This is a genomic window from Paraburkholderia sp. A1RI_3L (assembly GCF_048957895.1).
In the GTDB taxonomy this organism is placed as follows: Bacteria; Pseudomonadota; Gammaproteobacteria; order Burkholderiales; family Burkholderiaceae; genus Paraburkholderia; species Paraburkholderia kururiensis.
The window spans coordinates 866184-878808 of the sequence record NZ_JARCHA010000001.1; the positions used below are offsets into that span (position 1 = coordinate 866184).

General features: G+C 64.6%; 13 protein-coding genes. 8 read left to right on the forward strand and 5 right to left on the reverse strand.

What is annotated here, in order from left to right; all coding sequences use genetic code 11:
* Window positions 1–7 precede the first annotated feature (7 nt).
* From PXJ20_RS04070 to gpmA, 3 genes are all read right to left on the reverse strand, one after another.
* Window positions 8–766 carry a HesA/MoeB/ThiF family protein gene (locus tag PXJ20_RS04070; protein ID WP_017772588.1) on the reverse strand — a complete coding sequence of 253 codons (759 nt, stop codon included), beginning with the start codon at window positions 764–766 and terminating at the stop codon, window positions 8–10.
* A 176-nt stretch (window positions 767–942) separates the two neighbouring features.
* Window positions 943–2526: a S41 family peptidase gene (locus PXJ20_RS04075; RefSeq protein WP_421030224.1), complete on the reverse strand. Its 1584-nt coding sequence runs from the start codon at window positions 2524–2526 to the stop codon at window positions 943–945.
* A 272-nt stretch (window positions 2527–2798) separates the two neighbouring features.
* Window positions 2799–3545, reverse strand: a complete 747-nt coding sequence (gene gpmA / locus PXJ20_RS04080; RefSeq protein ID WP_017772590.1) for a 2,3-diphosphoglycerate-dependent phosphoglycerate mutase — start codon at window positions 3543–3545, stop codon at window positions 2799–2801.
* A gap of 178 nt (window positions 3546–3723) precedes the next feature.
* Between gpmA and PXJ20_RS04085 the strand changes: the two genes are divergently transcribed.
* From PXJ20_RS04085 to PXJ20_RS04100, 4 genes are all read left to right on the forward strand, one after another.
* Window positions 3724–4149 (forward strand): rhodanese-like domain-containing protein, encoded by a 426-nt coding sequence (locus PXJ20_RS04085; protein WP_126877720.1) that lies wholly within the window; start codon window positions 3724–3726, stop codon window positions 4147–4149.
* Window positions 4146–4406 carry a glutaredoxin 3 gene (gene grxC, locus PXJ20_RS04090; protein ID WP_017772592.1) on the forward strand — a complete coding sequence of 87 codons (261 nt, stop codon included), beginning with the start codon at window positions 4146–4148 and terminating at the stop codon, window positions 4404–4406. Before PXJ20_RS04085 ends, grxC begins: the two co-directional genes overlap by 4 nt.
* Window positions 4407–4574: 168 nt before the next feature.
* Window positions 4575–5048: a protein-export chaperone SecB gene (gene secB / locus PXJ20_RS04095; RefSeq protein WP_017772593.1), complete on the forward strand. Its 474-nt coding sequence runs from the start codon at window positions 4575–4577 to the stop codon at window positions 5046–5048.
* A gap of 21 nt (window positions 5049–5069) precedes the next feature.
* Entirely contained in the window at window positions 5070–6068 is a 999-nt protein-coding gene (locus PXJ20_RS04100; RefSeq protein WP_421030225.1) for an NAD(P)H-dependent glycerol-3-phosphate dehydrogenase, read from the forward strand.
* Window positions 6069–6139: 71 nt separating this feature from the next.
* Here PXJ20_RS04100 and trmL read toward each other — a convergent pair whose 3' ends face one another.
* The gene (gene trmL, locus PXJ20_RS04105) at window positions 6140–6610 is read right to left on the reverse strand and encodes a tRNA (uridine(34)/cytosine(34)/5-carboxymethylaminomethyluridine(34)-2'-O)-methyltransferase TrmL (RefSeq protein WP_421030226.1); all 471 of its coding nucleotides are present in this window, start codon (window positions 6608–6610) and stop codon (window positions 6140–6142) included.
* A 25-nt stretch (window positions 6611–6635) separates the two neighbouring features.
* A complete protein-coding gene (locus PXJ20_RS04110; protein WP_421030971.1) occupies window positions 6636–7310 on the reverse strand; it encodes a ComF family protein in 675 nt (224 codons plus the stop codon).
* A 243-nt stretch (window positions 7311–7553) separates the two neighbouring features.
* Here PXJ20_RS04110 and PXJ20_RS04115 point away from each other — a divergent pair, with 243 nt between their 5' ends.
* The 4 genes from PXJ20_RS04115 (at window position 7554) to ctaD (ending at window position 12580) form a co-directional block, all read left to right on the forward strand.
* Window positions 7554–8519, forward strand: a complete 966-nt coding sequence (locus tag PXJ20_RS04115) for a methyltransferase domain-containing protein (RefSeq protein ID WP_421030227.1) — start codon at window positions 7554–7556, stop codon at window positions 8517–8519.
* Between the two features lie 262 nt (window positions 8520–8781).
* Complete coding sequence (locus PXJ20_RS04120) at window positions 8782–9261, forward strand: DUF2244 domain-containing protein (RefSeq protein WP_421030228.1); 480 nt, start codon at window positions 8782–8784, stop codon at window positions 9259–9261.
* Window positions 9262–9336: 75 nt separating this feature from the next.
* Window positions 9337–10923 (forward strand): cytochrome c oxidase subunit II, encoded by a 1587-nt coding sequence (gene coxB / locus PXJ20_RS04125; RefSeq protein ID WP_126877691.1) that lies wholly within the window; start codon window positions 9337–9339, stop codon window positions 10921–10923.
* A gap of 43 nt (window positions 10924–10966) precedes the next feature.
* The gene (gene ctaD, locus PXJ20_RS04130; protein ID WP_026121002.1) at window positions 10967–12580 is read left to right on the forward strand and encodes a cytochrome c oxidase subunit I; all 1614 of its coding nucleotides are present in this window, start codon (window positions 10967–10969) and stop codon (window positions 12578–12580) included.
* Window positions 12581–12625 lie beyond the last annotated feature (45 nt).

A 12625-nucleotide genomic window follows, 5' to 3' on the forward strand; every position in this document is an offset into this window, starting at 1 on the left:
CTGCGCCTCACTCGCGATGCGCTTTGCCGCATACCGGGCAATCCGGCTGGCGCGCAATGCGCATCGTGTTCCATTCCATGTGCAGCGAGTCGAGCATCATGAGCCGCCCGACGAGCGGCGTGCCGATCTTCGCGATCACGCGCAGCGCTTCGGCTGCCTGCATGGTGCCGATGATGCCGACGGTGGGTGCGAACACGCCCATCGTCGAACACGCGACTTCCTCGAACGGCTGGTCTTCCGGAAACACGCAGGCGTAGCAGGGCGAAGCCGGATCGCGGAAATCGAACGTACTGATCTGGCCGTCGAAGCGCAACGCCGCGCCGGAGACGAGCGGCACGCCGTGGGCGACGCACGCGCGGTTGATCGCGTGACGCGTGGCGAAGTTGTCGGTGCAGTCGAGCACGACGGTGGCGGTCGGCACGGTGGCATCGAGCCATGCCGCGTCCACGCGTGCCGCGACCATGTCCACCTTCACATCCGGATTGATGCGCGCGAGCGTCTCGCGCCCCGACTCCACCTTCTTGCGGCCAATCGATGTGGTGGCGTGGAGAATCTGCCGCTGGAGATTGGTGAGGTCGACGGTGTCGTCGTCCACGAGCGTAAGGCGGCCGACGCCGGATGCCGCGAGGTACATGGCAGCGGGCGAACCCAGACCGCCGGCGCCCACCACAATGGCGTGCGCGTCCAGAAAGCGCTGCTGCGCTTCGATACCGAGTTCGTCGACGAGGATATGGCGGGAATAGCGAAGGAGCTGATCGTCGTTCATGGCAGGCGCGGGTTGAGGCGTCGCGTGGGTGCGGAGGATGCCGGTCGGGCGGACGGTCCGTGTGTTGTCGCTATTCTAGCCGCGCAAACAACTGAGCCTTCGCAGCGCGTGCTGCGAAGGCTCAGTTAGAAAGCGACTGATTGAAGCGGCTTGCGACCTTACTTCGGGCTGCGGCCTTACTTAGCGGCCGGTGCGGAGGCCGCACCCGGCGCCGACGCGCCCGGCGCGGCGGAGGCGCCCGGCGTGACCGGCAGCGCAGGCTTGACCGAAACAGGCGCCGAAGCGGACTGCGGCGGCTTGTTCTGCGCGAGGCGCCGCTCCATCGGCGACTTCGATTCGACAACCGGCTTGCCTTCCAGCTTGTTCAAAGCCTGCTGGAGCATGAAGTCGTCAGCGGAACCGAACTCGACCGGCTTGCGCTCGCGATCCTTCTCGCGTTGTTCCGGCGTCTTCTTGTCGTTCTGTTCTTCGAGCATGCGCAGTTCGTCCATGCGCATCTGCTCGCGCTGCTCCTGTTCCTTCTTCTCGTTCGGGTCCTGCGTGTTCGCGAGGTGGTTCGAGTAATCGACTTCACGCGTGACGAGTGCGTCGTCCGGATCGCCGTCGGCGTACTGATCGACCGGGATGTCAGGACGAATGCCCTTGTTCTGGATCGAGCGGCCGCTCGGCGTGTAGTAGTACGCGGTGGTCAGGCGCAGGGCCGTGTCGGCCGTCATAGGACGCACCGTCTGCACCGAGCCCTTGCCGAACGTGGTCTTGCCGACAAGCAGCGCACGATGCTGATCTTGCAGCGCGCCCGCCACGATTTCGGACGCCGACGCGGAGTACGCGTTGGTCAGCACGATCATCGGTACCGTCTTGAAGATGGGCGGCAGATTCTTGAGCGGGTCGCCGTCGAAGGACGGCAGCCGATAGTTGTCGTAGGTGTCGCGGTAGATCTGCTTGGAATCCGGAATCTGGCCGTTGGTGGAGACCACCACCGAATCCGGCGGCAGGAACGCGCCCGCCACGCCTACCGCGCTCTGCAGCAGGCCGCCGCCGTTGTTGCGCAGGTCGAGGATGAGGCCCTTCAGATTCGGTTGCTGACGCGCGATGTCCTGCAGCCGCGCCGCGAGATCGGGCGTGGTGCGTTCCTGGAAGCTCGTGATGCGGATGTACGCGTAGCCCGGCGCCAGAATCTTCATCTTCACGCTCTGGACCTTGATGATCGCGCGCGTAACGGTGAGCGGGAAGGTGCGGTCGTCGGTCTTGCGGAAGATGGTGAGCGTGACCTTTGTGCCCGGCTCGCCGCGCATTTGCTTGACAGCGTTGTCGAGTGTCATGCCGCGCACCGGCTTGTCGTTGATGCGCGTGATCAGGTCGCCCGGACGAATGCCGGCGCGAAACGCGGGCGTGTCTTCGATGGGCGAGATCACCTTGATGAGACCGTCTTCCTGCGAAATTTCGATGCCGAGACCGGCGAAGCGACCCTTGGTCTGCTCCTGGAGTTCGGCGTAGTCCGTCTTGTCCAGATACGACGAGTGCGGGTCGAGGCTCGACACCATGCCCTTGATGGCGGCGGTGAGCAGCTTCTTGTCGTCGACCGGCTCGACGTATTCATGCTTGATTTGCCCGAAGACTTCGGCGAAGAGCCGCAGCTGGTCGAGCGGCAACGGCGCGCTCGCGGGTTGCTCGGCCGACACGGAGAACTGCAGGGTTGCAAAAACGCCGGTGGCAAGGCCCGCGGCGATCAGGCCGATGTTTTTCAGGTTCTTTCGCATAGAGTCTGTTGCGGTCAGAAGCGCGTGGCAACGTCAAAGGGGAGAGCGACGGACAAGTATAACTGCACACCGCTACGCACTGTGCAGATGGCGGCGCGACGCCAATGGGACTTCGACAGGGGCCAGGCGGGCAGGTTCAAGGCGCGCCGGAGTGGACGGTATGCGCGGGCGGTGCAGTGCAACATCAAGGCAGAGGCCGACGCCACGCAGTAGCGAGACAACGGTGGGCGGCGATCGTATGCTCTTCGATCGCCGCCGGAAACTGGCTTGCGTCAGCCTTTCTTGCCCTGATTCGCGACCGCGGCTTGCGCCTTCGCGATGGCTTCGGCGTCGCCGAGGTAATAGTGCTGGATCGGCTTCAGGTTCTCGTCGAGTTCGTACACGAGCGGCACGCCGTTCGGAATGTTGAGGCCGACGATGTCGGTGTCCGAAATATTGTCGAGATACTTCACGAGCGCGCGGATCGAGTTGCCGTGCGCCGCGATCAGCACCTTGCGGTCCGAGCGCACGGCCGGCGCGATCGATTCGTTCCACATGGGCAGCACGCGTGCCACCGTGTCCTTCAGGCATTCGGTGAGCGGCAACTGCTCGCGCGGGACCTTCGCGTAGCGCGGGTCGTTGTAGGACGTGCGGTCGTCGGATGCGTCCAGCGCGGGCGGCGGCGTGTCGTAGCTGCGGCGCCAGACGAGCACCTGCTCGTCGCCATACTTCGCCGCGGTTTCGGCCTTGTTGAGACCGGACAGCGCGCCGTAGTGGCGTTCGTTGAGGCGCCACGAATGCACCACCGGGATGTACATCAGGTCCATCTGATCCTGCACGTGCCACAGCGTGCGGATGGCGCGCTTCAACACGGAGGTGTAGGCGATGTCGAAGGTATAGCCGGCTTCCTTCAGAAGCAGGCCGGCCTGCTGCGCTTCGCGGGCGCCCTGTTCGGTGAGGTCGACGTCGACCCAGCCTGTGAAGCGGTTTTCCTTGTTCCACGTCGATTCGCCGTGGCGGATGAGAACGAGTTTGTACATGGAGTGTGTGCCGGTCGGTAGTAAGGAAGCGGTAAATGGGTGCCGCGCGAGTTGCGGTGCGGGGGGGCCGCAAGCGTGTCGGTAGAAGGCCCTGCCGGAGCGGCGCAGGTTGCGTCGCCCTCGCGTCAAACGGTTATTTTATAATGACCGGATTGCCCGTTTCCGGATTCCCTTTCTCGTGACGTTCTTCTCCAATTACATCAACCTTGTACTCATTGCGATCGTCCTCATTTCCGGAGGGTTGCTCCTGTGGCCTTCGATCAGGCGGGGCGGGCGCGGCGGAGTCTCCGCCGCCGAGGCAACCCAGCTGATCAACCGGCGCAACGCGATCGTGGTGGACGTGCGGGCAGCCGACGAATTCGCCAAAGGCCATCTGCCTTCAGCGCGTCATGTCGAACTTGCCGAGCTGCAGGCAAAGGTCGCCCAGATCGCGAAGAACAAGAGCACCCCGGTGCTGCTCGTCTGTCAGACGGGGCAGCGGGCGAACAACGCGGCGCGTATCGTGCGCGACGCGGGTTACGCCGAGGTCCATGTGCTGGAGGGCGGCATCAACGCCTGGCAGCAGGCCGGCATGCCGGTCGTCAAACAAGGAGTCGCGAAGTGAACAAGGTTCTCATGTACAGCACGCAGGTGTGTCCGTATTGCCAGATGGCCGAACGTCTTTTAAAGTCGCGCGGCGTCGAGCATATCGAAAAGGTGCTGATCGACAAGGATCCGTCCCGTCGCGAGGAAATGATGACGCGCACCGGGCGCCGCACGGTTCCCCAGGTGTTCATCGGGGAAACGCATGTCGGCGGTTACGACGACCTTTCCGCGCTGGATCGCGCTGGCGGCCTGACGCCGCTGCTCGAAGCGGCCTGAGCCGAAGCGGGGCGCAAGGCAGCGCACGGCGCCTCGTGCGCATGCGCCCGCCCCGGCCGCTCGTGTCGAGCGCATGCGCCCGCCATATTTGCCGACTTGAGCGCCACAACCACACGCACGGCGGGCTAAAGCCCGCCGCCATCCGTTAATCAGGGAGCCCGCATTACCATGTCCGACGAGAACAACCAGCCGTTTTTCAACATCCAGCGCATCTACCTGAAGGATCTGTCGCTCGAGCAGCCGAATTCGCCCGCGATCTTCCTCGAACAGGAGATGCCCTCGGTCGAAGTCGAAGTCGACGTGAACGCCGCGCGTCTCGCAGACGCCGTGTTCGAAGTCGCGGTGACCGGTACGGTGACGGCCAAGGTCAACGACAAGGTCGCCTTCCTGATCGAAGCGAAGCAGGCCGGCATTTTCGACATCCGCAACATTCCGGCTGAGCAGATCGATCCGCTCGTCGGCATTGCATGCCCCACGATCATCTTCCCGTACCTGCGCTCCAACATCGCCGACGCGATCACGCGCGCGGGCTTCCCGCCCATCCATCTGGCCGAGATCAACTTCCAGGCGCTCTATGAGCAGCGCCTCGCGCAGATCTCGCAAGGGGACGGCGGCGCGCAGCAAAGCAACGCCACGCATTAATCTTCCTTGACGGTGCCGGGTATGAAGGTTGCCGTTCTCGGCGCCGGCGCATGGGGCACCGCGGTTGCCGCCCATCTGGCCGCGCGGCATGACACGGTGCTCTGGGCGCGCGACAGCGCGCTCGTTGCCGAACTCTCCACGACGTATGAAAACGCCCGCTATCTGGCGGGCGTGACCTTGCCGCAGAGCCTGCGTTACGACGCAGATCTGGCGGCGGTGCTCGACCACGCGCGCGACGACGCCTCGCTCGTCGTGCTTGCGGCGCCTGTCGCCGGGCTGCGCGGCCTGCTTCGCTCGATGCGCGACGGCGGCAAGGTGCCCGCGCATTTCGTGTGGCTGTGCAAGGGCTTCGAGTCCGATACGCAGCTCATGCCGCATCAGGTGGTGGGCCAGGAATTGCCCGATCATGCGAGCAACGGGGTGCTTTCGGGACCGAGCTTCGCGCGCGAAGTGGTGGAGGGTTTGCCGGTCGCGCTGACGGTGGCGAGCGCGTCGGCGGTGTGCCGCGAGCGTACGGTCGCAGCGTTTCATCATCGCGCCATGCGCATCTACACGGGCGACGACGTGGTGGGCGTGGAAGTGGGCGGCGCAGTGAAGAACGTGCTCGCGATTGCGACAGGCATTTCCGATGGCCTTGGGCTCGGGCTCAACGCGCGCGCGGCGCTCATTACGCGAGGTCTCGCGGAAATGTCGCGGCTTGGCGTGACGCTGGGCGGCCGGGCCGAAACGTTCACGGGTCTCACCGGACTCGGCGACCTGATTCTCACCGCAACGGGCGATCTCTCGCGCAATCGAACGGTGGGCATGCAGTTGGCCTCGGGCCGCACGCTCGACGACATTCTTGCCGCACTCGGCCACGTGGCCGAAGGCGTGCGTTGCGCGAAGGCGGTGCTTGCGCTCGCGCAGGCGCATGGCATCGAAATGCCCATTACGCAGGCCGTCTGCGCGGTGCTGTTCGAAGGCGTCGCGCCGCGCGATGCCGTGAGCGCTCTACTCAGGCGCGACTCCAAGGCCGAGTAGGCTCGACTCCGCTTTCGTTCAACGTCCTGCAATCGTGACGGGGTGCATTTCGCGCTCAGCTCACGCGCGCTTCACTCTCCTCCTTCGAATCCCGCTTGCCGCCACGCTTCGAACACGACCACGGCGACCGTGTTCGAGAGGTTCAGGCTGCGATTGCCGGGCCGCATCGGCAGCCTCACGCGTTGCTCCGCGGGGAAATGAGCGAGCACGGCATCGGGCAGGCCACGCGTCTCCGCTCCGAATACGAACCAGTCGCCTGGCTGAAACTGGTGCGAGTGAAACCGCCCTGAGCCGCGCGTCGTGAACGCGAACATGCGGGACGGGGCGGGCGACTCTGCTGCAATGAAGGCTTCCCAGTTCGCGTGCACGCGCATCTGGGCGTACTCGTGATAGTCGAGCCCCGCGCGACGCATCTTCGCGTCGTCGAGCGGAAAGCCGAGCGGTTCGATGAGATGCAGTGTCGCGCCTGTGTTCGCGCAAAGGCGGATCACGTTGCCGGTATTCGGGGGGATTTCAGGTTCGACGAGAACGACGTTGAACATATCGGAATGAATGGAAGACGGACAGCTAGTTTTTCGGCGTGCGCAGCGCGACGAAGTTCGTGACGCGGCGTGCGCCGGCGTCCTTGAGTATGCGTGCGAGCGCTTCGAGCGTTGCGCCGGAGGTCATCACGTCGTCGACGATGCCGACGTGCAACCCTGCTACGGGACTCGCAAGCGCAAACGCATGTCGCAAGTTGTGGCGGCGCGCTTCGAGGTCGAGTTGCGACTGCGGCGCTGTATGGACGACGCGATTGACGAGCCGCGCATCGCTGCGTACACCGAGCGCTTTGGCAAGCGGCCTTGCCATCTCCCAGGCCTGGTTGTAGCCACGCGTGGCAAGTCGTTTGCGCGACAGCGGTACGGCGGCGATCACGTCGGGAAGCTGGGCGGCGTCCACTGCGTCGCTTGCTGTCCGGGCCAGCCGTCGCGCGAATTCGCCGGCCAGTGCAAGGCGAGCGTTGAACTTGAGGCCGCGCGCGAGCGTATCGAGTGGTGGACGGTAGTCGGCGAGGGCAAAGGTCGCCTCGAAGGGCGGCGGCGAGGCCGTGCAGTCGGCGCAGCGGTAGGGCGTCGCGCCCGCCCGCCGTGGCCGGCGCACCGTTCTCGCGGTGGGCAGCGGTATCGCGCATGCCGCGCAGCGCAGGCGCGACTCGTTCCAGTAAGCCTCGTCGCAGCCCGCACAAAACACCTGCTGCGACATATTGCCGCATAACGCGCACAGATTCGGCAATGCGAACTGCGTAACGCGCGGCAACCATCGCCGGGCTTCCAGGTCCGCGGTCGTCCATAACCGATTCGCAAACCGGGCGACGCGGTTCTTCATGATCGGCACGAGGGGAGCAAAAGACGGGGCAGGCATGTCAAGGCCGCGCCGCGCGGGCGGCTACGCTGAATCGAGGGGAGCGACCGAGTATACTTTGCGCTCTTCTCCAATACGACCGCCATGTCCCCGTCTCCCGCAAAATCCAGCCGTCCGGCCTATGACGCCCGGCTGCTGCGGCGGATCTTCGACCGCCGCGCCGCGACCTTCAGCGACGTCGCGTTCCTTCCGCGGGAAATCGCCCAGCGTATGCACGAGCGGCTCGACTACATCAAGGCGAGCCCGGCCAGCGTGCTGGATGCGGGCTGCGGCGCGGGCGACGACCTTCCGGCACTTCGCGAGCGTTTTCCCGAGGCGCCGGTATTCGGCACCGACCTTTCGCACGGCATGCTGCTGCGCGCCCTGCGCCACGAGACCGCCGACACGAGCTGGCGGCGGTTTCTGCCGGCCGTGCTCGGCAAGACGCTGGGCACGCGGGGCCCGCGCTTCGCGCAAGCCGACTTCGGCGCACTCCCTTTTGCATCGGGCGCGTTCGACTTCGTCTGGTCGAATCTGGCGCTGCACTGGCATTCGCGTCCCGACCTCGTTTTCCCTGAGTGGCAGCGCGTCCTCAAGGTGAATGGCTTGCTCATGTTCAGCACGCTCGGCCCCGATACGCTCAAGGAACTGCGCGGCGCGTGGGCTGAAGTGGACGCGGCGCACGGTATTGCCACGCGCGCGCATGTGATCGACTTCGTCGACATGCACGATCTGGGCGACATGCTCGTGGAAAGCGGCTTCGAGATTCCCGTGATGGACCAGGAGACCTTGACCATCACCTACCGTTCGCCCGAGTCGCTCTTGAAGGACGTGCGCCGCTGGGGCGCCTACCCGTTTGGTCGCGATGCCGCGTCGTCGCGCATTTCGCGGCGCCTCATGAAGGCGCTGTACGCGGCGCTCGAAGCGCGCCGGCGCGAGGACGGCACGATCCCGCTCACCTTCGAGGTGATCTACGGACACGCGTGGAAAGCGGTGCCCCGGACCACGCCCGAAGGGCACGGCATCGTGCGCATCGAGGACATCGGACGCGGGCCGACGAGGAACCGGTAACGCGGTAAAGCGCCGGTTCGTTATGGCGGGAATCAGTGTTGCAAAGCGCGCCATGAACCTGCGACAAAAGGGCGCAGAGGCTTGTCGCATCTGGCTCCGAGGCCCGTGGCGCCTTGCTTGTGGCCGCCAGGGATCGCGCCTATAATGCGTCAGTTTGTCGCTCAGGGTCCCCACTTCTGAAGCGGCAGACCCAACGCTGAAGAGTGCCGAAGGCTCACATGGAAGAGCCGTTTAGCGGCAGCGGCGTGAGCAGGAGGCGACGATGCAGGTGTGCGATCTGCTGGCGAATCCGGAGACGGTTCTTCTCAAGGACTGGACGATCAGGCGCAACTGCTCGGTGTCGCCTCGGCAGTTCGTGGGTTTCTATGTATCGCTCGCGCTCGTGTCTTCGGCGATCGCCATCATGCTGCTCGTGAAGGGCGTCTGGCTGGTATTGCCGTTCACCGGTCTCGAGCTGCTGGTTGTCGGTGTCGCGTTCGTCGTGTACGCGCGCCATGCAGTCGATTACGAACGCATCAGGCTGTATCCGCACCGGCTGGTGGTCGAGCAGGTCAGCGCCGACGAGCTCACGCAGTTCGAGTTCAATCCCCGCTGGGTGCGAGTCGAAACAGGCGCCACGCCGCGCGAACCGGTCAAGCTGGTATCGCGGGGGCAGACGGTCGCAGTCGGCGTGCATCTTGCGCAATATCGGCGCGCGCAGTTTGCCGAAGAACTGCGCAGGTGGCTTGCCGGTTGCGGCTAGCAGCCGGTTGCGAAGCGCCGCCGCGCGAGGCAAGGGGATGCGCGGCGATGGCCTTGCGGCGGGGCGAGGGTTTGAATGGAAATTTTGGGTAAGGAAGCTATGAAAACAATCAAGCGAGCCCTCATGGGCGTGCTGGCGTGTAGCGGACTCTTGTTCGCCGGCGCCGCCCTGGCAGTTGGTGATAGTCCCGGCGGCCCCGCCGTCAACGAGATCAATCTCCAGCCGCCTGTGACACGGATCGCAGAGGAGCTCTACAGCCTCCACACGATGATGTTGATCCTGTGTACCGCGATCTTCATCGCCGTGTTCGGCGTGATGTTCTATTCGGTCTTCGCGCATCGCAAGTCGAAAGGACACAAGGCCGCCAATTTCCACGAAAGCACCACCGTCGAAATCATCTGGACGATCGTGCCGTTCATCATCGTCGTGCTGATGGCGCTGCCCGCCACCCGCACCGTCGTCGCGATGAAAGACACCACCAACGCCGACCTCACCGTGAAGGTCACCGGCTACCAGTGGAAGTGGGGCTACGACTACATCAAGGGTCCGGGCGAGGGCATCAGCTTCCTGTCCACGCTGACCACCCCGCGTGCCGAAGTGAACGGCCAGACGCCGATTAACGACACCTACCTGCAGGAAGTCGACAATCCGCTCGTCGTGCCCGTCAACAAGAAGATCCGCATCATCACCACCGCCAACGACGTCGTGCACTCGTGGTACGTGCCCGCATTCGGCGTGAAGCAGGATGCGATTCCGGGATTCGTGCGCGACACATGGTTCAAGGCCGAGAAGGTGGGCACCTATCGCGGCTTCTGTACCGAACTGTGCGGCAAGGAACACGCGTTCATGCCGGTCGTCGTCGAGGTGCTCTCGGATGACGATTACGCGAAGTGGGTCGACGTGCAGAAGAAGAAAATGTCCGCCTCTGCCGACGATCCCAACAAGACCTACACCATGGCCGAACTCATGGAGCGCGGCGCGAAGGTCTACGCGGCGAACTGCGCGGTGTGCCACCAGCCGACCGGCAAGGGCGCGGGCGCATTCCCGGCGCTCGACGGCAGCAAGATCGCCAACGGTCCGCTCGCCCAGCACGTGAGCCTCGTGCTGAAGGGCAAGAACGCGATGCCCTCGTGGGCGCCGACGCTGAATGACGTCGAGATCGCTTCGGTCATCACCTATGAACGCAACTCGTGGGGCAACCACACGGGCGACGTGCTGCAACCGCGCCAGGTCGCGGACGCGCGCAACGGCAAGCTGCCCGAAGGCGGCGACCATCTGACGGGCGCGGCGGCAAGCGACGCGCAACCGGCATCGGCCGCGTCGGACGGCGCAGCCGCACCGCAAGCCAGCCTGCCCGCAAGCGTCTACTTCGAAACCGGCAAGAGCGATCTGCCGGCCGACGCGAAGGCGGCCATCCAGGCCGCGGCCGACTACGCGAAGGCGCACCCGGATGCGAAGTTCACGCTGTCGGGCTACACCGACGCGAGCGGCTCCGCGGATTCGAACGCCGAACTCGCCAAGACGCGCGCCCAGGCCGTGCGCGATGCGCTGAAGGCGGCCGGCATCGCCGAAGACCACATCATCTTGAAGAAGCCGGAGACCATCACCGGCGGCAGCAACGCGAAAGAAGCCCGGCGTGTCGAAATCAGCCCGGCGGCCTGACGTGCCACTCGGACCGCAGCAGTATTCGTTTTAGGAGATTGTCATGTCTAGCATCGGACACGATGTAGTCGGAGGCCACGAGCACGTGCACGGCGACCATGCGCACGAGACGCCGCACGGCTGGCGCCGCTGGCTCTTCGCGACCAACCACAAGGACATCGGGACGCTGTACCTGATCTTCTCGTTCGTCATGTTCCTCTCGGGGGGCGTGATGGCGCTGATGATCCGTGCCGAACTGTTCGAACCGGGCCTGCAGATCATGCGGCCGGAGTTCTTCAACCAGCTGACCACCATGCACGGCCTCATCATGGTGTTCGGCGCGATCATGCCGGCGTTCGTCGGCTTCGCGAACTGGATGATTCCGCTGCAGATCGGCGCATCGGACATGGCCTTCGCACGCATGAACAACTTCAGCTTCTGGCTGCTGCCTGTGGCGGCGGTGCTACTGGTGGGTTCGTTCTTCGCGCCGGGTGGCGCAACGGCTGCGGGCTGGACGCTCTACGCGCCGCTCTCCACGCAGATGGGCCCGGGCATGGACTTCGCCATCTTCGCGATCCACATCATGGGTGCGTCGTCGATCATGGGCGGCATCAACATCATCGTGACGATCCTGAATCTGCGCGCGCCGGGCATGACGCTCATGAAGATGCCGATGTTCGCGTGGACGTGGCTCATCACCGCCTACCTGCTGATCGCCGTGATGCCGGTGCTCGCGGGCGCGATCACGATGGTGCTGTTCGACCGCCACTTCGGCACGTCGTTCTTCAACGCGGCAGGCGGCGGCGACCCGGTGATGTACCAGCACATCTTCTGGTTCTTCGGGCACCCCGAGGTGTACATCATGATTCTGCCGGCGTTCGGGATCGTGTCGCAGGTGATCCCGGCGTTTTCGCGCAAGCCGCTGTTCGGCTATAGCTCGATGGTCTATGCAACGGCGTCCATCGCGATCCTGTCGTTCATGGTCTGGGCGCACCACATGTTCGCAACGGGCATGCCGGTCACCGGCCAGCTGTTCTTCATGTACGCGACGATGCTGATCGCGGTGCCGACCGGCGTGAAGGTGTTCAACTGGGTTGCCACGATGTGGCGCGGTTCGCTCACGTTCGAAACCCCGATGCTGTTCGCGATCGGCTTCCTGTTCGTGTTCACGATGGGCGGCTTTACGGGCCTGATGCTTTCCATGGCGCCGCTCGACATCCAGTACCACGGTACCTATTTCGTGGTGGCGCACTTCCACTACGTGCTGGTAGCGGGGTCGCTCTTCGCGCTCTTTGCGGGGTGGTACTACTGGTCGCCGAAGTGGACCGGCTGGATGTACAACGAGACCCGCGGCAAGATCCACTTCTGGGCGTCGATGATCTTCTTCAACGTCACGTTCTTCCCGATGCACTTCGTGGGCCTCGCCGGCATGCCGCGCCGCTATGCGGACTACCCGGCGCAGTTCACGGACTGGAACCAGGTCGCGACGATCGGCGCATTCGGCTTCGGCCTCGCGCAGGTGTACTTCCTGTTTGCGGTCGTGCTGCCCGCGTATCGCGGCGGCGGTGAGCTGGAAAAGGCGGCGGACAAGCCGTGGGATGGCGCAACGGGCCTCGAGTGGACGGTCCCGAGCCCGGCACCGTTCCATACGTTCGAAAATCCGCCGACGGTCGAATAGTCGAATAACCCGCCCGACTGCGGCAACAAAGGCAGCAACGTTCCC